Consider the following 26,091-nt stretch of genomic DNA (forward strand, 5'->3'; position numbering starts at 1 on the left):
GCAGGCGTATCATTCGGCTGGCGCGGACTTCACGCCGCCATCACCAAGACGTGCCAGCGTCGTGCGCAGCTCGTTGATATCCTTGAACCTGGCGGTCACGGTCAGGCCGGTGCCTTTGTCGGCCAGTGCGACTTTCTCGCTGCCAGCGAAAATCACCGCCAGGTCGGCTTCCGTCTCGCGGCGCAGCCTTGCTTCGTCGGCGATTGCCTCATCGACGGAGGAGATGACGTACTCGTCACCGAAGCCGCCCTGAGGCTCGCGCAGCCAGATGAAGCACACTGCCCAGCTTATGAATGCGCCGGTCGCGATAATGAAGAAGAACTGCGACGGCGTGACGTACATGAAGATGAAGAGGTAGAAGACCGCTCCGACGTTGCCGTAGGCCCCCGCCATGCCGGCGATCTGGCCGGTCACGCGCCGCTTGATCGAGGGGATGATCCCAAAGGTCGCACCCTCTGCACCCTGTACGAAGAACGAGCAGGCGATGGTGATCGCGATTGCGACGATGAGGGGCCAGGTCGAGTCGAGAAGTCCCATCAGGACGAAACCCATCCCAATGCCGAACATGTAGGACAGCATCACGAAGCGGCGATTGCCGAAGCGGTCCGAGACGAGCCCTCCCATCGGACGTGCGAAGAGGTTCACAAAGGCGAACGACGAGGCGATGATACCGGCCGTGACTGGCGTGAGGCCCCAGGTCTCCTGGAAGAAGAGGGGCAGCATCGACACCACTGCAAGTTCGGCGCCGAAGTTGGCGAAATAGGTGGTGTTGAGGGCGGCCACCGAAGAGAAGGGATAGCGGTCGTCTTTGGGCACACCTCTCTTCAGGACCGGCAGGTTGACACGCAGGACCTGCCAGACCTGGTAGACGACGACCACGACGATTGCCAGGTAGCAGATCGATGCCGTCATCGTGTCGATGTAGCCTGTGCCCTGGATCCGCCAGACAAGGATCGAGAGAATCCCGATCAAAGGTATCGTGAACAGGATCAGCATACCGAGGTCGCGGTAGCTGGAAACCTCCAGCGCCGCCGCCTGACGCGGCTTCTTGTGGGTGTCCTTCGTCGGCCCGTCGGTAATCGCGAACCAATAGAAGATGCCGTAGAGCGCCATGATTGCGCCGGAAGTGGCGATCGCATAGCGCCAGCCGTTATCGCCGCCATAGATGGTCAGGGCCACGGTGGGGATCGTGAGCGCCGCGGCGGCCGAGCCGAAGTTGCCCCAACCAGCGTAGAAACCCTCGGCGAACCCGATGTCGCGTGGCTTGAACCAGAGGGCGGTCATGTGGATGCCAACGACAAAGGAGGCGCCGACCGATGACATTATCAGGCGGGAAATGAAAAGCTGTTCGCGCGTGTCACCGAAGGCGAAGACGAAAGTGGGAATGGCCATCGTCACCATCAGAACGGAGAAGACGCGCCGCGGACCCCACTTGTCCAATGCCATGCCGACGAGAATTCGGGCGGGAATGGTGAGGGCGACGTTGGCGATGGCGAAGAGGCGCAGGTCGTCCTTGGTCAGCCAGTCGACCGAGTTGAGGATCGACGACGCCAGCGGCGCCATGTTGAACCAGACGTAGAACGTGATGAAAAAGGCGATCCAGGTCAGATGGAGCGCGCGGATTTCACGATTCTTGAACCGGAAGACATCAGAAACTTGCATCGGTGTGCCTCGGTCGGGCTAGAGAGTATCGAGCTGTTCATTGGCCGCGGAAAGGCGCGGTCAATCGGCGCCTGTCGGAACGATCAGCAGAGGACACTGCACGCGGCGCGCGAGAAAGGCGGAGACCGACCCGAAGGTCATGTGATCGAACTCCTCGACCAGCGCATCGAGGCGCCGGGTGATAAAGTTGCCGTCGGGCTTGTGGCTGTGGCGGGCCATGACGAGCAGGCTGGGCTGGCGTTCTTCGCAGGCCCGTAGGATCATCTTGCGGGCGTCGCCTTGGGCGACGACGACCTTGGAAGGGAAACCGGCTGCCAGGAGTTCGGCGGCCGCCGCGTCGACACCGGCCTTCTGTACGGCGTACTGTTCCTGGAACATGTCGTCGGCGCCGGCGGTTGCGCTGCCGGGGTCCTCAATGACGGAGATCAGGGTAATGTTCGGCTTGATCGCGCCAAACATCTCCTTGACGGCCTCGAGCGCGATCCGCGCATTGCGCGAGTGATCGTAGGCGATCATGACATCCATCACTGTGCTCCTTCGGTCTTTGCGCCGCCCCTGGCCAGCGCGTGTCGTCAGAGGCCTACAGATCTGCGTTCGCCGATTTGATCAGGATCAAATGGCGGCTTTTTCTGTTTGAAATAAATGGGTTACAGAAGAATTTGAGGTCTCGATGTGCTGCGAGTCAATTGCAGGGACAAGGCTCAATATTTCATCCGTTGACAATTGACGATCACGGGATTGATAAATATCAAGAGAGGAGTCGGACGGTACGCCTTCGTTATGCCCAGGTCGCATTTCCCCGAGATCCGCAGGCTGGATCTGTTCCAGAGGATGCAGGAAGACAACTTCCTGACCCTGATGCGTGGGTCCTACGTTCAGAACTTCCCGCCTCAGATCGAGCTGATCAACGAGGGCGATCCCAGCGACTTCCTGCACATCGTTCTGACTGGATCGGTCGAGCTCTTCTCGACGTGGAACAGGCGGGAGACAAGCATGGCGACAGTGCATCCGGTTGCGACTTTCATCCTCGCGGCTACGATCAAGGATGCGCCTTACCTGATGTCGGCCCGGACGCTCGAGAAGAGCCGAATTGTCCTGGTACCGAGCGAAGATGTGCGTGCCGTCTTTGAAATCGACCCCCTGTTTGCCCAAGCGATCGTTACCGAGCTTGCCCGCTGCTACCGCTCCGTGATCAAGAGCACCAAGGATCTGAAGCTGCGCACTTCCTTGGAGCGGCTCGCCAACTACCTTCTGCGGCGGCAGATGCGCGCGGGCGGCGGCGCCGAGTTTGATCTTGCGATCGAAAAGCGCCGGCTTGCATCGTTCCTCGGCATGACCCCGGAAAACCTCAGCCGGGCCTTCAAGGGGCTTCAGCCCTACGGTGTGGCGGTGGAGGGTATCAAAGTGCGCATCTCCGACCAGCGCGATCTGGAGCGCTTTGCGAAGCCAAGCCCGCTGATCGACGATCCGGCAAGCTGACCCCCGGCAAGCTGACCCCCGGCAAGCTGACCCCCGGCAAACTGACCTTGGGCAGCCTGACCCCGAGCGCTCGCGCGATCTGTGTCCGCAGCCCCCCTTCCCAGAGTTGAAGTGTTGCTTCGCCACTGCTCGACGGCCAGCGCGCTTGAGATGGATCCCTGCGCGCTTGAGATGGATCAAGGTCGAACGCGGCTGTTTCACTAAACTGGCGCCATGTTCTGACAGCCGGGAAGCGACCCATGACCACAGTTCGTGAAATTGTCCGCGGCCAGAACCTGGCGCAGCTTGCGAGCAACAGCACCATCCGCGAGGCCGCGCGCTACATGGTCGATCATGGCGTCGGCTCCGTCCTCGTGATGGAGGAAGGGACACTGCGCGGCATCTTTACCGAACGCGACGCCCTCAGGGTCTTCGTCGCGACACGGCGCAACCCGGACCTCACGCACTTGGCGGAGGTGATGACCGAGGCGCCGCAGACCCTGCCGCCGGATGCGACACCGCAAGACGCCGTTCAACGCATGACGGCCGGAAAGTTCCGCCATATGCCGGTGGTCGACGGCGAGGGACGGGTCCTCGGCGTGGTTTCCCAGCGGGATCTGGTGGCGGTCGGCGCGGCGTCGCCGTCGTAACGGCCCGCCCTGCGCGATCCCGCATGGGGATCGTATGCAGCCTCCGGGTATGAGCTTGATCAGGATCAATGCGGCTGCAGGCCTTTGAGACCGATCCTTCACACACTACCGCGGGCGCAGAGATCCTTTCTTCGAGCTTTGCCGGGACCACGGTTCGGTCGGCAGGGAACATCCGGTTCCAACGAGGGTGACGCGAAATCCCTCAGCAGATGGTGGGGAGTGCAATGGCCAAACAGACCGACCTGACACGTCCGCCGGATCTCACGCACGAGCGCCGTACCGGGCCCTTCCGCACACAGCGGCCGATCTATCGCGATCTGCTGCCGCCCTGCAACGATGCCTGTCCTGCGGGCGAGAACATCCAGGCTTGGCTGGACGCCGCACAGGCTGGCCGTTTCGAGGAAGCCTGGCGGATCCTGACACGTGACAATCCCATGCCCGCCGTGCATGGGCGCGTTTGCTACCATCCCTGCGAGACTGCCTGCAACCGGCGCTACCTCGATCAGCCCGTCAGTATCCATGCGGTCGAGCGCTTTCTTGGTGATCTGGCCCTGGAATCCGGCTGGGCCTTCGAGCCTGGTCCGCCGAGCGGCAAGCGGGTGCTGGTGATCGGCGCCGGGCCCAGCGGGCTCTCTGCCGCCTATCATCTGGCGCGCCTGGGCCACGACGTGGAGATCCACGAGGCTGGGCCGGTCGCCGGGGGCATGATGCACTTCGGCATCCCCGCCTATCGGCTGCCGCGCGACATCCTGGAGGGCGAGGTGGCGCGCATTGCCGCCATGGGCGTGACCATGGTCTTCGATCACAAGGTGGAAGACCTGCTGGCCGAGCAGGAAGCCGGCGGCTTCGATGCCATGTTCGTCGCCGTCGGCGCCCATCTCAGCCGCCGCACGGAGATTCCCGCCCGCGATGCCGGCGGCATCCTGGATGCCGTCAGTTTCCTGCGTGGTGTCGATGCCGGCGAGCCGCCGCAGATCGGCCGCCGGGTCGCCGTCTACGGTGGCGGCAACACGGCGATGGATGCCGCCCGCACCGCCAAGCGGCTGGGGGCGACAGAGGCGCTGATCATCTATCGCCGCGACCGCGAACACATGCCGGCGCACGACTTCGAAGCACAGGACGCCCTGGAGGAGGGGGTGAAGATCCACTGGCTGCGCACCATCAAAGCCATCGATCGCACCCGCTTTACCGTCGAGCGCATGGAAATCGGCGCCGACGGCCGCCCGCGCGCGACCGGCGAATTCGAAACCCTGGAAGCCGACAGCCTGATCCTTGCATTGGGGCAGGAAAGCGACACCGCTTTCATGCGGGGCATTCCCGGCGTCGAGTTCCAGGACGATGGCACCGTACTGGTCTCCGAAGGCATGATGACCGGCTACCCCGGGCTCTTCGCCGGCGGCGACATGGTGCCGGCGGAGCGCACCGTGACCGCGGCGGTGGGTCACGGCAAAAAGGCGGCGCGCAATATCGATGCCTGGCTGCGTGGCGGTGCCTACGAGAGGCCGGCGAAGAACCCGCTGGCCGGCTATGAGAAGCTTCACGTCTGGTATTCCACCGATGCGCCGCAACAGGCTCAGGAGCATCTGGAGGCCGACACCCGCGCCGAGTCTTTCGAGGAAATCATCAAGGGTCTCAGCGAGGGCGAGGCGCGCTATGAGTCTCGGCGCTGCCTGTCCTGCGGCAACTGCTACGAATGCGACGGTTGCTACGGGGCCTGTCCGGAAAGCGCCATCGTCAAGCTGGGCCGCGGCAAGGGCTACGAGGTCAGAGATGCACTCTGTACCGGTTGCGCCGTCTGTTATGAGCAGTGCCCCTGCCATGCCATCGAGATGATCCCCGAGGCGGAAGCGGCCCAGGACAAGGTGACCGTCCTGGTCCGCTGACCGCAGCGCCACAACAGCGGAAGAGCGATGCCGAACGATATGCCAGCACGGGAAGGCCTGACGCGCGCTGCGGTTCCGCCGACGCGCGCGGTAGCGACCATCGACGGGAACGAGGCGGTCGCATCCGTCGCCTACCGGGTGAACGAGGTCTGCGCCATCTATCCGATCACGCCCTCCTCGCCGATGGCGGAACTGGCGGATCAGTGGTCCAACGAGGGGCGCCCAAACATCTGGGGCAATGTGCCCGATATCGCCGAGATGCAGAGTGAGGGCGGGGCCGCGGGCGCACTGCACGGCGCCCTGCAGACCGGAGCCCTGACCACCACCTTCACGGCCTCTCAGGGCCTGCTCCTGATGATCCCCAACATGTACAAGATCGCCGGCGAACTGACCGCCGCGGTCTTCCATGTCGCAGCCCGTTCGCTGGCGGCGCAGGCGCTCTCGATCTTCGGCGACCACTCCGATGTCATGGCGGTGCGCACCACCGGCTTCGCACTCCTCGCCTCCGCCTCGGTTCAGGAGGCGCAGGACATGGCCCTCGTCGCGCAGGCGGCCAGCCTGGAGGCGCGCGTCCCTTTTCTGCACTTTTTTGACGGCTTTCGCACCTCCCACGAAGTGAACCAGGTGACGCTGCTCACCGATGCCGAGATCCGGGCGATGATCGACGACGACCTGGTGCGCGCCCATCGCGCCCGGTCATTGGATCCGGACGCGCCCCTGATCCGCGGCACGGCGCAGAACCCGGACGTCTACTTCCAGGCGCGGGAGACCGTGAATCCTTTCTACGCCGGCGCACCGGCCGTGGTCGAAAAGACCCTTGATCGCTTCGCGGAGCTGACGGGCCGGCGCTACGGCCTCTTCGAGTATCACGGCGCTGAGGACGCCGAGCGGGTGATCGTGATCATGGGCTCGGGCGCCGAAACCGTTGCGGAGACCGTCGCCCACCTTACCGCCGGGGGAGAGAAGGTTGGGGTCCTGCAGGTGCGCCTCTACCGGCCCTTTTCCGCGGCGCACCTGCTGGCCGCCTTGCCGGCCTCGGTGCAGGCGGTCGCCACGCTGGACCGCACCAAGGAACCGGGAGCGCCGGGCGAGCCGCTCTATCAGGATGTGCTCACCACCCTGGCCGAGGCGGCGGCGGCTGGAAGCCTGCCGATGGCGGCGATGCCGCGGGTCATCGGCGGGCGTTACGGACTGTCCTCGAAGGAGTTCACCCCGGCAATGATCAAGGCGGTCTTTGACGAACTCGCGTCGGGGCAGCCGAAGAACCACTTCACCGTCGGCATCCACGACGATGTCTCCCACAGCAGCCTGAACTACGACACGGGCTTCGCCATTGAGCCCGAAGCGAATCACCAGGCCATGTTCTTCGGGCTCGGTGCCGACGGCACCGTAGGGGCCAACAAGAACACCATCAAGATCATCGGCGACGAGCCAGGCCTCCATGCCCAGGGCTACTTCGTCTACGATTCCAAGAAATCAGGGTCGCAGACGGTCTCCCACCTGCGCTTCGGCCCGGAGCCGATCCGTGCGCCCTACCTTGTGCAGTCCGCCAGGTTCGTCGCCTGCCATCAGTTTCACTTCGTCGACAGCGTCGACCTTCTGGCGCGCGCCGCGCCGGGCGCCACTTTCCTGCTGAACAGCCCCTACGGCCCGGAGGAGGTCTGGGACCACCTGCCGCGCCGCCTGCAGGAAGAGATCCTGGAGAAGTCCATCGCCCTCTATGTGATCGACGCTTACAAGGTGGCGCTGGAGGCGGGCCTCGGCCGGCGCATCAATACCATCATGCAGACCTGCTATTTCGCGCTTGCCGGGGTCATCCCTTCGGAGCGTGCGATCGCCCGGATCAAGGAGGCCATCCAAAAGTCCTACGCCAAGAAGGGGCGGGAGGTGATCCGGCAGAACAATGCGGCCGTGGATGCGGCCCTGTCCCACCTTTATCCCGTCACCCTGCCTGCCGCGGCCGCCGGCGGGCGGGAAAGCCCGTCCATCGTGCCGCCCGAAGCGCCGGACTTCGTCCAGCAGGTAACGGCGGCGATGATGGCGGGCAAGGGCGACGACCTGCCGGTCAGTGCGATGCCGGTCGACGGATCCTATCCCACCGGCACGGCGGCCTGGGAGCGGCGCAACCTCTCCCAGTTCATCCCGGAGTGGGAGCCGGAGATCTGCATCCAGTGCGGCAACTGCAGCTTCGTCTGCCCGCACAGTGTGATCCGCGCCAAGTTCTATGAGGAACCCTTGCTGGAGTCCGCGCCCGAGAGCTTCAAGTCGGCGATGATCGACGCACGCGGCTTCCCGGAGACCCGCTACAGCCTGCAGATCTACCCCGACGCCTGCACCGGCTGCGCACTCTGCGTCGAGGTCTGCCCTGCCAAGAGCGCCACGGAGACCGGCGTGAAGGCCATCAACATGAAGGCCAAGGACCCGATCCTGGCGCGGGAGCGGGAGAATCTGGCTTTCTTCGAAACCCTGCCGATCAACGACCGCGCCCGGGTCGAGTTCTCCACCGTGCGCGGCGCCCAGTTCCTGGAGCCGCTCTTCGAGTTCTCCGGCGCCTGCGCCGGCTGTGGAGAGACGCCCTATCTGAAGCTGCTGTCGCAGCTTTTCGGCGACCGCCTCGTCGTCGCCAATGCCACCGGCTGTTCCTCCATCTACGGCGGCAACCTGCCCACGACACCGTGGTCCAAGAACGCCGAGGGCTGCGGCCCGGCCTGGTCCAACTCCCTCTTCGAGGATAACGCCGAATTCGGCTTCGGGTTCCGTCTCGCCGCCGACAAACATCTGGACCTCGCAAGATCGATGCTCGGGGATCTGCGCGACGCGGTCGAACCGGATCTTGCCGATGCGATCCTCAAGGCGCCGCAGCACACGGAGTCGGAGATCCGCGCCCAGCGCGCCCGCGTCACCATCCTCAAAGAACGGCTGCATGACCTGAACAGCGAGGCGGGGCGCGACCTGCTCTCCGTCGCCAACCATCTGGTCCGCCGCAGCATTTGGATCGTCGGCGGTGACGGCTGGGCCTACGACATCGGTTCCGCCGGCCTCGACCACGTGCTGGCCAGTGGGCGCAACGTCAACGTCCTGGTGATGGACACCGAAGTCTACTCCAACACCGGCGGGCAGATGTCCAAGGCGACGCCCATCGGGGCGACGGCGAAGTTCGCCGCCGGTGGCAAGGCGGTGGGCAAGAAGGACCTGGCGCTGCAGGCCATCTCCTACGGAAACGTCTACGTGGCGCGGGTGGCCATGGGCGCCAACCCACAGCAGACGCTTCTGGCCCTGCGCGAGGCGGAGGTCTACGAGGGACCGTCGCTGATCCTCGCCTACAGCCACTGCATCGCCCACGGCATCAACATGCAGAAAGGCCTGGAACAGCAGCACCTGGCGGTGCAGAGCGGTTACTGGCCGCTGCTGCGCTACAACCCGGCGGTCCGCCAGTCCGGTGAGAACCCCTTCGTGCTGGATTCCCAGCGGCCCAAGATCCGCGTGAAAGACTACGCTTATAACGAGTTGCGCTACCGCATGCTGAGCCATGCCAACCCCGAGGTCGCCGAAGCGCTGATGACCAAGGCGCAGGAAGCCGTTGAGCGCAAGTGGAGCGTCTATGAGGAAATGGCGCTGGGCGGCACCGATGCGCGTGGCTGACAAGGCAGAGAGGGAGTAGGCGCAGCTATGGACCTGACCACCCGCTACATGGGCCTCGGGCTCAAGCACCCGGTCGTTGCCTCGGCCTCGCCGCTTTCCGCCAGCCTGGACGGAATCAGGCGGCTGGAGGACGGTGGGGCGGCGGCCATCGTCATGTTTTCGCTCTTCGAAGAGCAGTTGCAGCAGGAGATGGCCTCCGTCGACCACCTGACCGCCGTCGGGGCGGAGAGCTTCGGCGAGTCGCTCAGCTACTTTCCCAGCGTCGACGAGTTCCACGTCGGGCCGGACCGCTACCTCGATCTTGTCCGGCGCGGGGCGGAGGCGGTGGATGTCCCCGTCATTGCCAGTCTTAACTGCGTCACGGCAGAAGGCTGGGGCGACTACGCCGGCCTGCTGGCCGGAACCGGCGCAAGCGGCCTGGAGCTCAATGTCTACTATCTGCCGGGTGATCCGGCGATGAGCGGTGAAGCGGTCGAACGGCAGTACCTGGAGGCCCTCGCAGCGGCCAAGGCCGCCTGTTCGCTGCCCGTGGCGCTCAAGCTCAGCCCTTACTTCAGTGCCATGGCGCATATGGCCGGTCAGTTTGAGGCGGCCGGCGCCGACGCCCTGGTTCTCTTCAACCGCTTCTATCAGCCGGACTTCGACCTGGAAGAGCTGGCCGTCGCGCCGGATCTGCAGTTGAGCACTGCGGGCGAGATCCGCTTGCCCCTGCGCTGGATCGCCATGCTCTATGGCCGCGTCGGCGTCTCTCTGGCGGCGACGACCGGCGTCGAGGGGCCGCGGGAGGTGGTCAAGTATCTTCTGGCCGGTGCCGATGCCGTGATGTCTACGTCGGCGCTGCTGCGCAACGGGCCGGGCTATTGCCAGACGCTGGTCGAGGGACTCGGCGAGTGGATGGACCGGCGTGGTTTCGAGAGCGTGGCTCAGATGCAAGGCGTGTTGAGTCAGCAGAAGGTGGCGGACCCGACCGCCTTCGCGCGGGCGAACTATCTGCGCATCATGGAGAGCTGGAAGAATCCCTACACGCTCTAATTGGGCGGTTCCGATGGATCGAGCAACAGGGGATGGGAGAGACTCACGTGGACACGAGTCAGAGCAGGATCCTTCTGGTGAAGACGGCCGTGGAATACACCGACGTGGACGGACGCAGCCGCTCGATCGCCCCCGGCGAGCACCGTATCACCGCCGTCTGGGCGCAGGGCGTGCCCACCGGCGAGACCGAACTGGAGTGCTGGATCGTCGCCGAAGGGGACGGTGGAACGCGTCACGATGTCGATGCCGAAACGGTCGCCGCGTGGCAGGAAAGCCGCTCCGTCGAGATCGGCGAGATCGCTGCCGATTGACGCCGGGCTCGTCAGGCCGTGGCCGAGATCTAGTCCTCTTGGTGCGTCAAGGCACCTGCATGAAGGGCATGCCGAGGAAGGTCTTGATCACCAGGGCATTGACAATGTCGAGGAAGAAGGCGCCAACCAGCGGAATGACGAGGAACGCTTTCGGCGACGGCCCGTACTTCGCCGTGACGGCGTTCATGTTCGCGATGCCGACCGGCGTGGCGCCCATGCCGAGACCGGCAAAGCCGGAGACGATGACTGCGGCGTCGTAGTCCCGGCCCATGAGCCGAAAGACAATCCAGGCGCCGAAGAGGGCGATCAGCGTCATCTGCGCGAAAAGCACGAGCAGGATCTGGCCGACGGCGTCGGTCAGGACCCAGAGCTGCATGCTCATCAGGCTGATGGCCAGAAAGAGCTGCAGGCTGATCTCCGCGGCCTGTTCGCGCGCCACCGGATCCAGGCGAAATCCGAGAGGCTCGGAAAGGTTGGCGATGACGATGCCGACCATCATTGCTGTCAGGAAGCCTGGCAGGGTAACACCGCGGGAGAACAGGAATTGGTTGACGAGATCGCCCGCCTCGACGCAGAGCGCGAGAGCCAGGAGCGTGCCCAGCGAGGCCGAAAGCGGCGGCAGGTGATTCTTCTTCTGGGGCTCCACGGGCCTGGAGCGGGCCGCGGGATCTTCGCCCCCGTGACCATTCTCGATCCGGTTCTTGTCGATCAAGCGCTCGGCGAGCGGTCCCCCGATCATCCCGCCGGCAATGAGGCCGAAGGTGGCGAAAGCGATCCCGACTTCCGCGGCGGCGACGAGGCCTGCCTCCTCGGCGACCTGACCCCAGGCAATCGCCGTGCCGTGGCCCCCGGCGAGGGAGACGCTGCCGCCGAAGAGCCCGTAGCCGGGATGGGCGCCGAAGGCCATGGCGAGCAGCACCCCGGTGGAGTTCTGCAAAATCAGAAGGACCGCCGCCGCGGCCACCAGGATGGCCAGCGCCTTACCGCCCTCCTTCAGGAGCCCGAGCTTTGCCGAGAGGCCGATGGTGGAAAAGAAGATGAGCAGCAGGAGGTCGCGCAGTTCCGTATCGAATTCGACCGTTATGCCAAAGACATAGTAGACGGCCATGACGACTAGGCTGCAGATCAGCCCGCCTGTGACCGCGACAGGAATGCTGTAGCGCCGGAGAAACGGGACTCGCTGTGTGATGAAGCTGCCGAGGAACCAGACGACGACCGCGATGACGACGACGCTCGCCCCGGAGATCGTGTGGACCATGGCCTTCGCCTTCTCCCGTGGCCGGCCGCGTTGGCCCGCTCGGTGTCGGCGCCGCAGCCAAGGTTGCTGGTCCGGGCTTCATACACGCGATTCTGCCGGCTGGCGAGGCGCCTCCCTGTGACCTTGTGTCCCAAGCGGCTCCTCAGGTCAGCAGGGGATCGGTCATGACCTCGATCAATGCCGGCCCTTTGGCCGCCAGAGCCTCACGCAGGGCCGTATCCAGGTCTTCGGCGCGATCCACGCGATAGCCTTCGCCGCCACAGAGGCGGGCGTAGTCGGCAAAACCGGGGTTCTGCAGGGATGTCTGCCAGACCTTCCACTCGCCGTCGCGCTGTTCCTTGGAGATCTTGCCCAGTTCGCCGTTGTTCAGCAGCACATGGGTGATGTCCATCCCGTACTTCACTGCGGTGGTGAACTCCCCCATGTACTGCCCGAAGCCGCCGTCGCCACTGATGGCGACCACCTTGCGCCCGGTGTCTGCCGCCCAGGCGCCCATGGCGGCCGGAAAGCCGAAGCCGATGGACCCGAGATAGCCCGACATCAGCACCGACTGGGATCGGCATTCGAAGTAACGCCCAAAGGAATAGGTGTTGTTGCCGACATCGACGCTGAGGATGGCATCTTCGGGCACCGCTTCGGCCAGACTTTCGAAGAGGATGGCCGAATTGACGCCCTGGCCGTTGTCCTTGGCGGCCCGTTCGGCTTTTTCCGCACGCCAGGCTTTCCAGCGGTCGGCCAGTTCCCTGCGCTGGTCGCTGCAGGCCCGGCTGGCAGGCAGGCCGTCGCGCAGCAGGGCTGCGGTCATGCCGATGTCTCCCCAGATCGGCTCGTCGACGCCGTGGAACTTGCCCAGGGCCATGCGGTCGAAGTCCACCTGGATGGTCGGCTTGCGGGCGTCGATGCCGGTGTGGTGGGAGAAGGACGCACCGAACACGATCAGAAGGTCGGATTCGTTCATGAACCAGCTCGCCACCGGCGTCCCGCTGCGCCCCAGCACGCCGCCGCCGAGGGGGTGGTGATCGCCGATCAGACCCTTGGCCTTGAAGGTGGTGATCACGGGGGCGTTCAAAGCTTCAGCGAGAGCGGTCACCTCGGCAATACCCTCGCGCGCGCCGTAGCCGACGATGACCAACGGCCGCTTGGCGCGGGCGATGCGGGCGATGGCGTAATCGACGGACTGCTTGGGCGGCGTGATGGCGGTCGGAGACAGCCGGCCCTCGGGCCGGCCGGGTCCAGCCTTGCCGGCATCGATGACCTGCACCTCGTCCGGCAGGATAAGATGGGCCACGTCGCGCTCGATCACCGCGTTCTTGACCGCCAGCGAGGCCAGCTCCGCATGGTCGCTGTCCGGCAGGACCGATTGGCTGAAGCGGGTCACCGCTTCAAAGGCGGAGGAGAGGTCGATGTCCTGGAAGGCGCCGGGGCCCATGACCTGGGTCTGCACCTGGCCGGTCAAGGCGATCACCGGCGCCCGGTCGACCTTGGCGTCCCAGAGGCCGGTCAGCAGGTTCGTGGCGCCGGGCCCGGCGATGGACAGACAGGCCGCCGGCCGGCCGGTCGCCTTGGCATAGCCGGAGCAGGCGAAGGCCGCCGCGCCTTCGTGGCGGATACCGAAGAAGCGCATCCTGCCGCGGCCCTCCTGAATGCGCAGGGCCTCTGCCATGCCGAGGTTCGAATGGCCGACCATGCCGAAGACCGTGTCGATGCCCCACTCAGCCAGGGTCTCCGCGATCACGTGGCTGACGGTCCAGTCGGAGCGCTTGGGCTTCGGCAGGGCGATCTCCACCTTGCCGTCTTCTTCGCGCACCTTCAGGGTTTCGACGCTGTGCTCATTGCCGCGGCCCTTGCCGGTCTTGAGGTCGAAGTCGTAGCCGTGCCAGGGGCAGCGCAGGGCGCCGTCACAGAGGTTGCCTTCCCCCAGCGGGCCGCCCTGGTGCGGGCAGCGCCCGTCGAGCGCGCGCAGTTCCCCGTCCAGGCGGGTGAGGGCGACCTGCTTTTCGCCCACCGTCAGCGCACTTACCTTGCCCTCGGCAAAGTCCTCGGAGGTGCCGACGGCGACCCAGGCCTCCTCGCCGGCCTCGCCGGCGCGGGCGGCCTTGGAGATGGTCAGCGCCTCATCGTCGTGGAAGCCAGCGTACCAGTGGCTGCCGTCGCAGAAGGGCTTGTTGCGCGAATGGCCGCAGCGACAGAGCACATAGTGTTCACGGCTGGCGCCCTCTCCGAAGGCGACGCCTTTCAGTTCCACGCCGCCGCGTACGTAGTAGGGGCCGTCTCGGGAGATCTGGACCTCCGCGTCCTCGTGGAAGTCGGTCTGGGCCGCCCCGTCCTCCAGATAGCTGAGCGCGCCGGAAGGGCACTTGCGGATGGTATCGATGATCTCATCCTTGGCTGCCCCATCGGGATCGATCCAGGGTTCGACAGCCGAACGCCAGACCGAGGGCAGACCGGAGGTGCAATACCCGGCATGGGAACAAACACCGCGGTTGTCGAGGACGGTGATCTCCCGGCCCTCGTAGCGGTCGAGCCGGTCGGGCATACGCTCGTCGTCCTTGGCATCGGTGAAACCGACCTGGCTGTGGGTGCCGTCGCAGAAGGGTTTGTTCTTGGAGGCCCCACAGCGGCAGAGGAAAACGGTTTTCTTGGCGGAGATCGCTTCGCCGCGCGAGTTGAAAAAGGCAGTCAGTCCGGTGACCTTCAGCGGGCCGTCCTGTTCGACTTCGACAGTGACCTGAGGATTGCCGCTGTTGCCCGCTTCGTTCTCAGCCATGACCTGTTCTCCTGTCCGTCCTTGAAAACTGCAACCGACGTTACCTTCTGGGCATCAGACCCCGTGGTGGGTCCGCGGCCAAACACGCTGCGACGCCATGCTAGTGAAGCCGCCGCGTCTTCACGAGCGCGACTTTGTGACAAAGCCACTTTGCCTGGTGGGATGAACCGCAGACGTTGGAGAGCGGTCTCATGACTGGCTGACTGTTCCGGCAGAGGCGTCGTGGCGCGTGGGCATCTCGCCGACCGGCTTGTTCTCCGGGCACTCGCCCATGCGCTCTGCCAAAGCACCATAGGCCCGTGCGGTCGGGGCCGCCGAGACGCCGTGAAGAACGATGCTGAACGCGACCGTGCAGATGACGACCAACAGGATGGGCTCCTGCGCAGGGATGGCGCTTTGTTCCAGCACCAGGAGGGCGAAGAGGAAGGATGCCAACCCTCTGGGACCGAACCAGCCGAGAAACCCCACCGTTGCCAGGCTCACCTTCGCTCCGATCAAGGACAGCGCAACCGGCACCATGCGGATCACCGTCAAGCTGAGGACGGCATAGAGCGCGTGCGTCCAGGTGACGTGGTGCAGGGCTTCGGGAAGGAAGGCTGCACCGAAAATCATGAAAGTCAGCAACACCAGCAACTGGCCTTCCGCCTCCGCGAACTCGAAGATGAAGGTGCAGCGCCCGCGCACGTGGTTGCCGAAGACAATCCCGGCGGTGAAGGCCGCGATGAAGCCGTTGCCCCCAATCACCTCGGCGCCCGCGAAGGCCAGCAGGGCAAGGCCGAGAATGGCGGCTCCCTCGAAGCTTTCGGACATCAGGTCGGTGGCGACCGCGCGGTCGATCAGCCTTGCGCCCAGGGCGCCGATCGCGATGCCGGCCAGCGGCCCCAGAATGATCTGTTTCAGGCCGAAGGCGATCCAGTTTTCCTCGCCGGCCGCCCCGGGTGCCAGGCTGGCGAGGCTCGCAAACAGCAGGACCAGCGGCAGGGCGATCCCGTCGTTGAGCCCGCTTTCCACGTTGAGGGCCTGCCGGATCCGCACGGGGACGCGGCGGTTCGAGACCACGGCCTGCCCGAGCGCGGCGTCGGTCGGTGCCAGGATGGCCGCCAGGAGCGCCGCTTCCCAGAGCGAGAAGCCGAAGGGGAGCAGAAGGGCAAGGGCGGCGCCCAGAGCCACCGTGAGCGGCATCCCGACGACAAGCATGCGCAAAGGCAGGTTGTGATCGCGCCGCACCTGGCGCAGGTCGATCCGCGCGGCATCGGAAAACAGGACCAGAATGAGGGTGAGCTCCGCGAGGCCGTGCACGATGCTGTGATCGATGGCGAGATCCGCCAGACCCAGCCCGCCTTCGCCAATCAGCAGGCCAAAGCCTGCGAAGACCATCGGGGCGGTGACGATTCCCGCCTGGACGCGGTTGGAGATCAAACTGAAGGTGATGACCCCGGCGGCGATCACCACAAAGCCCAAGGTGTCCACGACATCCCCCTCTTTCCGTCCGATCGCGGGGCCGGGAACGCCGCGCAGGTCCGGAGTTCCGGCCCGGGGGGAGACACTAGCAGACTCCCGCCGGGCCGAACCACGCATCACCGATGCCGGAGCGCCTGCAGGGGTTACGCGGAGGACGGGGGAGGGGCTTCGCCTCAGGTGAGACCGACCAGACGGCGGCCTTCCTCGGTCTTCAGGGAGAAGTCGGTGCCGGCATAGGCGGCGCCGGCATCGCTGCAGAGCCAGACGACCGCCTCGGCCGCCCAGTCCGCCGGAATATGCACGGAGGGATCGAGCTGGCTGACCGGATTGATACCGGAGGCCTTGATGGCGATCTGCATATCGGTCGCAACGGTGCCCGGGCTCAGGCCGACAACCCGGATGCCTTGGTCGCCGTACTCCTTGTCGGCGCAACGGGTCAGGGCGAGGGCGGCGGCCTTGGAGGAGCAGTAGTGGCTCCAGCCCTCCAGCGCCGAGGTCGCGGCGCCGGAGCTGATGTTGACGACGATGCCGGATCCCTGGGACAGCATGACCGGAAGGGCTGCCCGCAGGCCGTGGTAGACGCCCTTGTAGTTCACGTCTGCGACCTTGGCCCAGTCCTCGGGATCGGACTCCGCAAGGCGGCTGATCGGATCGATCAGCCCGGCGTTGTTGACCAGGATGTCGAGCCGCCCGAAGCGCTCCACGCAGAGGTCCACCGCGGCGCTGACATCCTCGTAGCGGCTGACGTCGCAGGTCTTGGCATCCGCTGCGCCCCCTGCGGCGCGGATCTCTCCGGCCAGGCGGTCGATCGCGTCACCGCTGCGGGCGGTCAGGAGTACGGCGGCGCCGCAGTCGGCAAGTTTGCGCGCGCTGGCAGCACCAATTCCGCGGCTGGCGCCGGTCACCAGTGCCACCTTTCCGGTCAGATCGATCATCGCAGAGGTCTCCTCGTACATCTGTGCTGTTCAACATCTTGCAGCGATGGGCCCGCATCCTGCCGTGCCAGGGGGCCATCAGCGTCGAGCAGCAGGCTATTGCGAAATCTCTGAACATTAAATAGCCTTGTCTACATCTGACTCATGCGATATCAGCACGAATGAACATAGAGAGCCTGCGCTTGCTGGTCGACGTGGGGCATCGCCTCAGTTTCGCGGCTGTGGCCAAGGACCGCGGCGTCGATCCGTCTTCCGTGTCCCGCGCCGTCGGGCTGCTGGAGGACGACCTCGGCATTCGCCTGTTCCAGCGTACGACCCGCCGCATGAGCCTGACGGAGGGCGGCGCGGTCTTTCTCCGGCAGCTCTCTGCGATCCTCGATCAGCTCGACGAAGCGCGGGAGGAGGCCCGCGCGGTCAGCGCGGCGCCGTCCGGCACCCTGCGCATGACCGCCTCGATCGCCTTCGGCGAAAGGGTCGTCATGCCGCTGGTCCCGGCCTTCCGTGCCGCCTATCCGGGCGTCCGCCTGGAACTGGTCCTCTCCGACGCCAACGTCGATCTGGTGGCCGAGGGCATCGATCTGGCGGTGCGCCTGGGCCCCGAGGTTTCCGGCGATGTGGTTTCCGCCAAGTTCCTCGACACCCGCTACCGGGTCTGTGCGGCGCCGCAATACCTGGCGCGCGCAGCCAAGCTGCAACGCCCGGAAGGGCTGGAGAATCATCGCTGCGTGCTTTTCACGCTGCCGGGCTTTCGCTCCGCCTGGCGCTTTCGCGACCGGCGCGGCACGATCACCGAGGTGCCCGTGGCCGGTGACCTGGCCGTGTCGTCGGCGCTCAGCCTGCGCTCTGCGGTGATTGCCGGGGCGGGGCCGGGCCTTCTGGCCGACTGGCTCATCGACGATGATCTTGCCGCCGGCCGTCTGGTCCAGCTCTTTCCCGGCTACGAGGTCACGGCCACCACCTTCGACACGGCGGCCTGGTTTGTCTATCCGAGCCGCGCCTACCTGCCGCGCAAGGTGCGGGTGATGATCGACTTCCTGCGGGCCGAAGTGAAGAACGCCGGCCGCTAGGGAAAGCGCGCCTCTTCCTCAACGACATTGAGATCCATGTGGTTGCGCATATAGCGCTCCGCAGCTTGCGCGTCAGGCGCATGGTCCCAGGGGTGGTAACGGCCCCGGCGCAGGGCCTCGTAGACGATCCAGCGGTTGGCCTGGCTGCGCCGCACCGCCGTATCGAAGGCCTCCAGGTCCCAGTACGCGTCCACCTTGTCCAGGAAGCCGTGGACCCGCACCGCTGCGGCCGGATCCTCCGCCAGATTCTGCCGTTCCAGGGGGTCGGCCTCCAGATCGAAAAGCTGCGGCGGATCGAGCAGGCAGTGGTTGAACTTGAAACGGCCCTCGCGGATCGAGACGAGGGGCGCCTCGGAGCCCTCGGCGGCGTATTCCATCAGCACCGGTGCGCGCAGCGCCCGCTCGCCGGAGATGATCGGCAGCAGTGAATGCCCATCGAGCTCCTGGCCTTCGGCCTGCAGGCCGATCCCCGCCATCGCCGCCAGGGTCGGCGCGATATCGAGCGCGGAGACCGGCGTATCGATTGTCCGGGGGAGCAGATCGGGCCCGGCGATCATCAGGGGAATGCGGGCCGATCCTTCGAAAAAGCTCATTTTGAACCACAAGCCGCGCTCGCCCAGCATGTCGCCGTGGTCGGAGCAGAACAGCACCACCGTGTTTTCGCTCTGACCGCAGGCGTCCAGCGCCGCCAGCAACCGCCCGATCTTGTCGTCGAGGTAGGAGATGTTGGCGAAATAGGCCCGCCGCGCCGCGCGGACATGCTCTGGCGTGACCGCGTAGTTTCGATGATCCAGCGCTTCCAGCAGCCGGCGGCTGTGCGGGTCGTGATCGCTGAAGTCCAGCGCGGATGTCTCCGGCGACAAGGCCGCGCAGTCTTCGTAGAGGTCCCAGTATTGCTGCCGGGCCACATAAGGATCGTGGGGGTGGGTGAAGCTCACGCAGAGGCACCAGGGTGTCTCCGCTGCGCCGCGGGCGAGGCGGTAGAGCTCGCTTTCGCCATGGAAAGCCGTTTCGTCGTCGAACTCCAGCTGGTTGGTGATGGCGGCGACGCCTGCGCCGGTGACGGAGCCCAGGTTGTGATACCACCAATCGATCCGCTCCCCGGGCTTGCGGTAGTCCGGCGTCCAGCCGAAGTCGGCGGGATAGATGTCGGTGGTGAGGCGCCGCTCGAAGCCGTGCAACTGGTCGGGTCCGACGAAGTGCATCTTGCCACTGAGCGCCGTGCGGTAGCCGGCGCGCCGCAGGTGGTGGGCGAAGGTGGGCAGGCTCGCCGCGAACTCGGCCGCGTTGTCATAGACCCCGGTCTTCGACGGCAGCAGCCCGGTCATGAAGGACGCGCGCGCCGGCAGGCAAAGGGGGCTCGGCGTGTAGCAGCTGGAAAAGCGCAGGGCGCGCGCCGCCAGGGCCTTCAGATGCGGCGTGTGCAGAAACGCGGCGGGACCGTCCGGACAGAGCGTTCCCGCCATCTGGTCGACCATCAGGATCAGAAAGTTGGGCCGCCGGCTCATTGCACTGTCTCCTTGTCCATTCACTCCCGAGACTCATGGCTAGCCTGAGAGCCGCCGCACTGCTGACGAAATCGCGACCCGGGACTGGCGCAAAGCGTCGGCAGTACCTTAAACTTAAGGGAATTTGACGTTGATCGTAAGATGAAGCGAATTCGACAGGGGAGGCGGTGTGCAAGTGACCCAGGACCATCCACAGGAGCTGAGTATCCGGGCTCTGCGTGTGCTGGTCGCCGTGGACGAGGCCGGCTCCATGGCCAAGGCCGCCGAACGCCTGGGTGCCAGCCCGGCGGCGATCTCCCAGCAGATCACCAACCTCGAGGCCTTTGCCGGAACGATGCTCCTCGATCGCTCTGAACGGCCCCTGCGGCCGACGCCGGCCGGGGCCCTGATGCTGAGCCACGCCCGCAAAGTGCTGGTGGCGGTGGCCGATGCGCAGGCGCAGATGATGGAGCTGAACCTGGCCGCGCTGCCGCAATTGCGCTTTGCGGTGATCGACGATTTCGATGCCTCGGTGACGCCGCGCTTTGTCGCCGCGCTTCACAAAGAGTTTCCGAAGACGGCCCTCAGCGCCGTGTCCGGCCGTTCCGATGCCATCACGGCGGCGTTTGTCGCCCGGGAGGCGGATGTCGTCATCACCGGCCTGCCGCCGGACGACCCTTCGGCCTACGACGTCTTCCCGCTGCTGACCGAAACCTTCGCGGTCGTGGCCGCGCGCGGATGTCTGGACGCTGCGGAGCCCGTGCTCGACCAGTTGCGCCTTCTGCCTTTTGTCCACCACAACGAGAAGATGCCGATCGGCCGCTTGGTCGAGCAGCACCTGCGGCGCCATCGTTTCGCGCCCGAGCGGCGGTTCTCCTTCGAGGCGTCGCGCTCCATCCTGGCCATGGTCGGCCAGCTGGGCGGCTGGACACTGGGCACGCCGCTGAACATCCTCGACGCGACACGCTTTGCGCCTGATGTGGTGGTTCTCCCGTCGCCCTTCACCCGCCTCACGCGCAGCGTGTCCCTGGCGGCTCGGCGCGGCGAGCTGGGATCGCTGCCAGCACGTCTGGCCGAGACGCTGCGCGGCATCTTGCGCGACCTTGTGCTTCCTGAAGCCGGGCGACTGATCCCCGGCGGCGAGGATCTTTTCAAGATCCTTGAGGACCCGGCGCCTGCATCCGTTCCTGCGGCAGGAGGATCTTGAAACGCTCCCGGATTGCGCGGTCGGCCGCCGGATCGACGTAGCTGGGAAAATGTCCGGCGAGGATGCGGTCGGCGCGCGCCTTGGCGCGCGTCTGCAGGTCGCTTGCGCCTGCCTCGGCCCAGGTCCTGGGCTCGTCCCGGTCGGCAAGGCTGGGATAGAAGTAGTCGCGCTGCATGGCCGCCATGGTCTGTGCCGCACCCAGGAAGTGGCCATCGCCGCTCACGGCTTCGCGAATGGTCTCGAACCCCAGGCTGTCGCGGTCGACCTCGACCCCGCGCAGCATGCGGTAGACGTGGCTGAGCATCTCGTCGTCGGCGACGAAGGCCTCGAAGGAGGCACCCAGCAGGCTCGCCATCATGCCGGAGGACTCGTAGACCATGTTCGCCCCGGCGAGGCCGGCCGCCAGCGCCGCGAGGCCCTTTTCCATACCCATCTGTGCGTCCACGGCCTTGGCGTCGGACATGGAGGCGGCGACCCCGGACGGCAGGCCCAGGTGGCGGCCGATCTGGGCCGCCGCGGCGTTCATCATGCTGATCTCCCCGCCGCCGCCGCAAAAGGCGCCGCTCCGCAGATCGATGACCAGCGGCCAGTTGGAGAAGATCATCGGGAAGCCGGGCGCGAAGAGGTTCACGAGGGCAAGGGCGGCAAGGGTCTCGGCCGTGGACTGCACGAGGAAGCCCGCCGGCGTCGCCGGCGCCGTCGCCCCGGACATGGCCGCCACGATGGCGTTAATCGGGACCCCCAGGCGGATGCACTCCAGCGTCACGCCCACCGCGTCTTCGCCGTAGCGCAATGGTGAGATCACCGGACTGATGTGCGCTTTGCAGAACGGCCGTTCGCGAAAGCGGCCCGCACCGCCGAGGGCGAGATCGAACATCTCGATCACCGGCGCCACGTGCTCCGGTAAGGTAAAGGAGGTTCCGACCGGCTTGGTGGTGCCGGCCAGCAGCGCATAGGCGGTGTTGATGTCGAGGTCGAGCGTATCCTCAACGTCGGTGGCGACGCAGCAGCGCGTGAACCAGCTGACGTTCGCCAGGGTGTCGATCAGGCGCGTGAAGTCGTAGAGATCGGCAAGGGTGGAGGGGCGGTAGAGGCCGGTGGTGCGGTCCAGCGTCTGCACAGCGGCGCCGCCGGTCCCGAAGTAGACCCTGTCGCCGCCGACCTCGATGTCGTGGCGGTGGTCCCGGCCGTGATAGGTGAAGCCCTTGGCTGCCCCGCCCACGATGTCCTCCACCATTGCGCGGGGGTAGCAGAGCCGCTGTTCGGCGTTGAGATGCGCGCCCCGGGCCAGCGCCTTTTCCTCGACGATCGTGGGAACCTCGGCCATGCCGATTTCTTCCAGGACCCGGAAGGCCTCGTCACAGATGGTCCGCAGGTCTGATTCCGTCAGCGGCCGGTAGGCGCCCCCGGGCTGGCCGGGCGGGCAGGGGTCGACCGCGGCCTCGGCGGCCTGGCGGGCGGCGATGCGGGCTGCGCGCCCGCGTCCCCGGCGCCCCAGCCTGGACTCTTCCGACGTCATGACGATCCCCTCGCAGCGCCCTTTCGATACGCGCCCCAGTCTGCCTCACGGCCCCTCCCTGCGCAGGGCGTTCGACGTCAGGTTAAGGGAATTCGAAGGCCGCCCGGCATTCTTCCTTAACACGCGGGATCCCGGTTAACCCCGGCGCCGCCGTTGCGCATGCTGCCGCTTTCCAGATAAAGGCGGTGAGGGGCCGGTCGGACGATGAAGACGCATGCGCGGGTGGTGGTGATCGGCGGGGGCATCGGCGGATGCAGCGCGCTCTATCACCTGACCGAGGAAGGCTGGCACGACGTCGTGCTGGTGGAGCGGGACGAGCTGACCTCCGGAACCACCTGGCATTCGGCCGCGCAGGTCACCAATTTCGGTGCCATCCAGGTCATGGTCGGCCTGAAATCCCATTCCATCCGCCTCTACAAGGAACTGGCCGACGACCCGGACTACCCCATCAACTACCACCACGCGACGGGCGGTCTGCGCCTGGCCTCGACCCAGGATCATCTCGACGGTTACCGCCATTTCATGTCCCTGGCCAAGGGCATGGGCGTGGACTTCGAGCTCCTGGATCCTGAAGAGAGCGGGCGGCGCCACCCGCTGATCACCACCGACGGGCTGCTGGGTGCCCTCTGGGACCCGCTGGACGGTGACATCGACCCGGCGCAGCTTTGCCAGGCCCTGGCGCGGCGTGCCCGCCTGGCCGGCGCCGAGATCTATCGCCACACCGCCGTGACCGGGCTGACCCAAAAGCCGGGCGGTGAGTGGATCGTCCACACGGACAAGGGCGACATTCACTGCGAGATGTTCGTCAACGCCGGCGGCTACCGCTGCAACGAGATCGCCGCCATGACCGGCGACGAACTGCCGGTGGCGTCGATGGAGCACCAGTACCTGCTGACCGAGCCGATTCCGGCGATCGCGGCGCTGGACTTCCGGGTTCCCCTGATCCGCTGTCCGACCGACGACTTCTACGCCCGCCAGGAAAAGCACGGCCTGCTGGTCGGCTTCTACGAACAGGACTGCCGCACCTGGGGCCTGGACGGGATCGATCCCAACTTCACCAATGCGCTCTGTCCGGACGATCTCGACCGCTGCATGGACGTCATGGAGGGAACCTTCGCCCGCGTGCCCTGCCTCATGGAGGCGGGCATTCACAGCGTGATCAACGGACCCATCACCTACACGCCGGACGGCGTGCCGCTGGTGGGAAAGCTGCCGGGCAAGCGCAATGCCTGGTGCATCACGGGCCTGCGCGCCGGTCTCGGCGAGGGCGGCGGCCACGGCTGGCTGCTGGCGCAGATGATGGTTCATGGTGAAGCCTGCTACGACACCTGGCCCCTCGATCCCCGGCGTTTCACGCGCTATGCAAACGTGGAGTACACGGCACTCAAGGCGATCGAGGACTACCAGAACGAGTTCCGCTTCCACATGCCCCACGAGCACCGCCCGGCGGCGCGGCCGATCAAGACCACGCCGCTCTATCCGCGCCTGAAAGAGCTGGGCGCCGCCTTCGGGGTCGTGAACGGCTGGGAACGCGCCCTCTACTTCAAGCCGGCGCCGGATTTCGAGGAAGTGCACTCCTTCCGCTTCAACAACACCTTCGGCGTGGTGGGCGCCGAGGTCGAAGCGGTTCAGAACGCTGTCGGCATCATGGAGATCTCCGGATTCAATCGCTACGAATTGCGGGGGAAGGGCGCGCGGGACTGGCTGGACGGTCTTGTCTGCTCGCGGTTGCCGGCGCGGCCCGGGCGTGTCGCTCTGACCTATTTCCTGACCGAACGGGGCAACGTCGCCGGAGAGGCGACCGTCGCCGCTCTGGGAGAAGACCGTTTCTGGTTCGGCTCGGCGGCGGCGGCGGAGTACCACGACATGGACTGGCTCCGCGAACAGCTGCCGGCCGACGGCTCGGTGCGGATCGAGAGCCTCACCAACAGCCATACCATCCTGGTGGTTGCCGGCCCGCGGGCCCGCGGCCTGCTGACCGCCGTGGCGCCGCGGACGGATTGGTCCAGGGAAGCCTTGCCCTGGCTGTCCGTGCGCCCCGTGCGTATCGGTCATGCCGAGGCGGTCGCCATGGCGGTGTCCTTTTCAGGCGAGCTGGCCTGGGAGCTGCACATTCCCAATGCCCAGCTTCTGCCGGCCTTCGAGGCCTTGTGGGCGGTTGGGGAGCGCTTCGGCCTGCGCCCCTTCGGCCTTTACGCAACGGAGGCCATGCGTCTCGAAAAGGGCTTTCGGCATTGGAAGGCGGATCTGATCACTGAGTTCAATCCTTTGGAATGCGGGCTGGACCGCTTCGTCCGCTGGGACAAGGATTTCGTCGGCAAGGCAGGCCTGGAGGCCATGCGTGCCGCCGGCCCGCGGCGCCGCTTCGTCACCCTGACGCTGGAAACCTCCCGCGCACCGGCCCAGCCGGGCGACTCGATACTGCACGACGGAGCGGTGGTGGGCACCGTGACCTCCGCCGGCTGGGGACACCGGGTCGCGCGCAACATCGCCCTCGGTTTCGTCGATCCCTCCTGCGCCGTGGAGGGGTCCAGTTTGACCGTCGAGGTGATCGGCGAGCCCGTCGCTGCGGAGGTTTCGGCGCCCTGCCTCTACGATCCGGATTTCACGCGCGTAAGGGCGTGACGTATGACGGAGAAGGCAGTGTCGTCAGGCGAGGTGGCGGCTGGTCCGTGGCGCCGCCGTCGAGCGCCGCACCACCAGCGTCGTCTCCAGGGGCCGCGGGGCGACGATGCGCTCGCCGCGCAGGCAGGCCAGGAGGTGCTGAGCCGCCTGCCGGCCCATTTCCTCCCGCGGCGTGCGCACGGTGGTCAGCGTCGGGCTTGTCTGGCTCGCCAGCCACATGTCGTCGAAGCCGGTGACCGAGACCTCGCCGGGCACGGCGATGCCCATATCCTTGGCCTCGAACAAGGCGCCATAGGCATGCGGCTCGGACCCGCAGACGATCACGGTCGGCGGTTCCGGGGCCGACATGAGGATGTGAAAGGCATCGCGGCCGGCATCCGGCTCGAAGGGGCGGTAGAGAAGATGGGCCGGGTCCAGTGTGAGGCCATGCCGCGTCAGCGCCTTCTGCACGCCCGAGAGCCGCGCACCGGCGCGGTCGTTCTGATCCACGTGGCCGGAAATCATCCCAAAGCGGCGATGCCCGAGGGAGACCAGATAGTCGACGAGATGCCCGGCTGCCGCGGCATTGTCGAAACCGACGCAATGCTCCTGCCGGTCTCCGCTGGACACCCAGGTCAGGACATAGGGAATGCCGTGGCGTTCGATCTGGCGATAGATGTTGGGATCGCGGTGCGCCCCGACCAGAAGCAGGGCATCGACCTGGCTTTCCAGAAAGTTGCGGATGTGGACCCGCTCGTGCTGCGGGTCGTATTCGGAGCAGGCGACCGCCACCGTGTAGCCGGCGCTGCCGATTTCCTTCTGAAAGGCTTCCAGGGGGCCGCCGAAGAGCATGTTGTCGAGCGACGGCAGGATGGCCCCGATCATATGGGAGCGCCGGGACGCAAGGGCCCGGGCGGCCCCGTTGGGGACATAGCCAAGCTCGTCGATGGCGCTTTGGATGCGCGCCCGCTTCTCCGCCCGGACGCTCTGCGGCTGGTTGATGCAGCGCGAGACCGTTGCAGGGGAGACGCCGGCAAGGCGTGCCACATCTTCCAGGGTCGTCGACGCACGGCGCATTCGTTTGAAAGCCCTTCCAAAAAAACCTGGGAACAGGCAAATCTGCCATGACCGTCAGATCAGGCTAGCGC

Annotated in this window: 18 protein-coding genes; 9 read left to right on the forward strand and 9 right to left on the reverse strand. The window is 66.0% G+C overall.

The features are described from left to right. Positions 1-9: 9 nt before the first annotated feature. Complete coding sequence (locus ACO06P_RS24155; protein ID WP_420347771.1) at positions 10-1,662, reverse strand: MFS transporter; 1,653 nt, start codon at positions 1,660-1,662, stop codon at positions 10-12. A 60-nt stretch (positions 1,663-1,722) separates the two neighbouring features. Beyond that, complete coding sequence (locus ACO06P_RS24160; RefSeq protein ID WP_420347772.1) at positions 1,723-2,187, reverse strand: universal stress protein; 465 nt, start codon at positions 2,185-2,187, stop codon at positions 1,723-1,725. Between the two features lie 198 nt (positions 2,188-2,385). Here ACO06P_RS24160 and ACO06P_RS24165 point away from each other — a divergent pair, with 198 nt between their 5' ends. From ACO06P_RS24165 to ACO06P_RS24190, 6 genes are all read left to right on the forward strand, one after another. After that, entirely contained in the window at positions 2,386-3,141 is a 756-nt protein-coding gene (locus ACO06P_RS24165; protein WP_420347773.1) for a cyclic nucleotide-binding domain-containing protein, read from the forward strand. A gap of 239 nt (positions 3,142-3,380) precedes the next feature. Then, positions 3,381-3,770 carry a CBS domain-containing protein gene (locus ACO06P_RS24170; RefSeq protein ID WP_420347774.1) on the forward strand — a complete coding sequence of 130 codons (390 nt, stop codon included), beginning with the start codon at positions 3,381-3,383 and terminating at the stop codon, positions 3,768-3,770. 224 nt (positions 3,771-3,994) lie between these two features. Next, complete coding sequence (locus tag ACO06P_RS24175; RefSeq protein WP_420347775.1) at positions 3,995-5,653, forward strand: NAD(P)-binding protein; 1,659 nt, start codon at positions 3,995-3,997, stop codon at positions 5,651-5,653. Between the two features lie 39 nt (positions 5,654-5,692). Then, positions 5,693-9,295, forward strand: coding sequence for a pyruvate:ferredoxin (flavodoxin) oxidoreductase (gene nifJ / locus ACO06P_RS24180; protein WP_420347776.1), 3,603 nt, complete (start codon positions 5,693-5,695; stop codon positions 9,293-9,295). Positions 9,296-9,322: 27 nt separating this feature from the next. Beyond that, positions 9,323-10,327, forward strand: a complete 1,005-nt coding sequence (locus tag ACO06P_RS24185; RefSeq protein WP_420347777.1) for a dihydroorotate dehydrogenase-like protein — start codon at positions 9,323-9,325, stop codon at positions 10,325-10,327. A gap of 47 nt (positions 10,328-10,374) precedes the next feature. Then, a complete protein-coding gene (locus ACO06P_RS24190) occupies positions 10,375-10,638 on the forward strand; it encodes a hypothetical protein (RefSeq protein WP_420347778.1) in 264 nt (87 codons plus the stop codon). A gap of 46 nt (positions 10,639-10,684) precedes the next feature. Here ACO06P_RS24190 and gltS read toward each other — a convergent pair whose 3' ends face one another. The 4 genes from gltS to ACO06P_RS24210 form a co-directional block, all read right to left on the reverse strand. After that, on the reverse strand, positions 10,685-11,896 hold the full coding sequence (gene gltS, locus ACO06P_RS24195; protein WP_420347779.1) for a sodium/glutamate symporter: 1,212 nt from the start codon (positions 11,894-11,896) through the stop codon (positions 10,685-10,687). 142 nt (positions 11,897-12,038) lie between these two features. Beyond that, complete coding sequence (locus tag ACO06P_RS24200; protein WP_420347780.1) at positions 12,039-14,663, reverse strand: thiamine pyrophosphate-dependent enzyme; 2,625 nt, start codon at positions 14,661-14,663, stop codon at positions 12,039-12,041. Positions 14,664-14,852: 189 nt separating this feature from the next. Beyond that, positions 14,853-16,133 carry a cation:proton antiporter gene (locus ACO06P_RS24205; RefSeq protein ID WP_420347781.1) on the reverse strand — a complete coding sequence of 427 codons (1,281 nt, stop codon included), beginning with the start codon at positions 16,131-16,133 and terminating at the stop codon, positions 14,853-14,855. A gap of 164 nt (positions 16,134-16,297) precedes the next feature. Continuing rightward, the gene (locus ACO06P_RS24210; RefSeq protein ID WP_420347782.1) at positions 16,298-17,059 is read right to left on the reverse strand and encodes an SDR family oxidoreductase; all 762 of its coding nucleotides are present in this window, start codon (positions 17,057-17,059) and stop codon (positions 16,298-16,300) included. A gap of 161 nt (positions 17,060-17,220) precedes the next feature. Between ACO06P_RS24210 and ACO06P_RS24215 the strand changes: the two genes are divergently transcribed. Continuing rightward, complete coding sequence (locus tag ACO06P_RS24215) at positions 17,221-18,126, forward strand: LysR substrate-binding domain-containing protein (protein ID WP_420347783.1); 906 nt, start codon at positions 17,221-17,223, stop codon at positions 18,124-18,126. On the opposite strand, the gene betC is transcribed toward ACO06P_RS24215, so the two are convergent. Beyond that, a complete protein-coding gene (gene betC / locus ACO06P_RS24220) occupies positions 18,123-19,634 on the reverse strand; it encodes a choline-sulfatase (protein WP_420347784.1) in 1,512 nt (503 codons plus the stop codon). The two genes, ACO06P_RS24215 and betC, sit on opposite strands and share 4 nt — an antisense overlap. 169 nt (positions 19,635-19,803) lie before the next feature. On the opposite strand from betC, the gene ACO06P_RS24225 reads away from it, so the two are divergent. After that, a complete protein-coding gene (locus ACO06P_RS24225) occupies positions 19,804-20,820 on the forward strand; it encodes a LysR family transcriptional regulator (protein WP_420347785.1) in 1,017 nt (338 codons plus the stop codon). Here ACO06P_RS24225 and ACO06P_RS24230 read toward each other — a convergent pair. After that, complete coding sequence (locus tag ACO06P_RS24230; RefSeq protein WP_420347786.1) at positions 20,765-22,339, reverse strand: trimethylamine methyltransferase family protein; 1,575 nt, start codon at positions 22,337-22,339, stop codon at positions 20,765-20,767. The genes ACO06P_RS24225 and ACO06P_RS24230 overlap by 56 nt on opposite strands. A 204-nt stretch (positions 22,340-22,543) precedes the next feature. On the opposite strand from ACO06P_RS24230, the gene ACO06P_RS24235 reads away from it, so the two are divergent. Continuing rightward, positions 22,544-24,964 (forward strand): GcvT family protein, encoded by a 2,421-nt coding sequence (locus tag ACO06P_RS24235; RefSeq protein ID WP_420347787.1) that lies wholly within the window; start codon positions 22,544-22,546, stop codon positions 24,962-24,964. Positions 24,965-24,988: 24 nt separating this feature from the next. Here the strand turns inward: ACO06P_RS24235 and ACO06P_RS24240 are convergent, their stop codons facing one another. Beyond that, positions 24,989-26,020, reverse strand: coding sequence for a LacI family DNA-binding transcriptional regulator (locus ACO06P_RS24240; RefSeq protein WP_420347788.1), 1,032 nt, complete (start codon positions 26,018-26,020; stop codon positions 24,989-24,991). Positions 26,021-26,091 lie beyond the last annotated feature (71 nt).

The sequence above is a fragment of the Pelagibius sp. genome (genome assembly GCF_965227505.1).
In the GTDB taxonomy this organism is placed as follows: domain Bacteria; phylum Pseudomonadota; class Alphaproteobacteria; order Kiloniellales; family Kiloniellaceae; genus Pelagibius.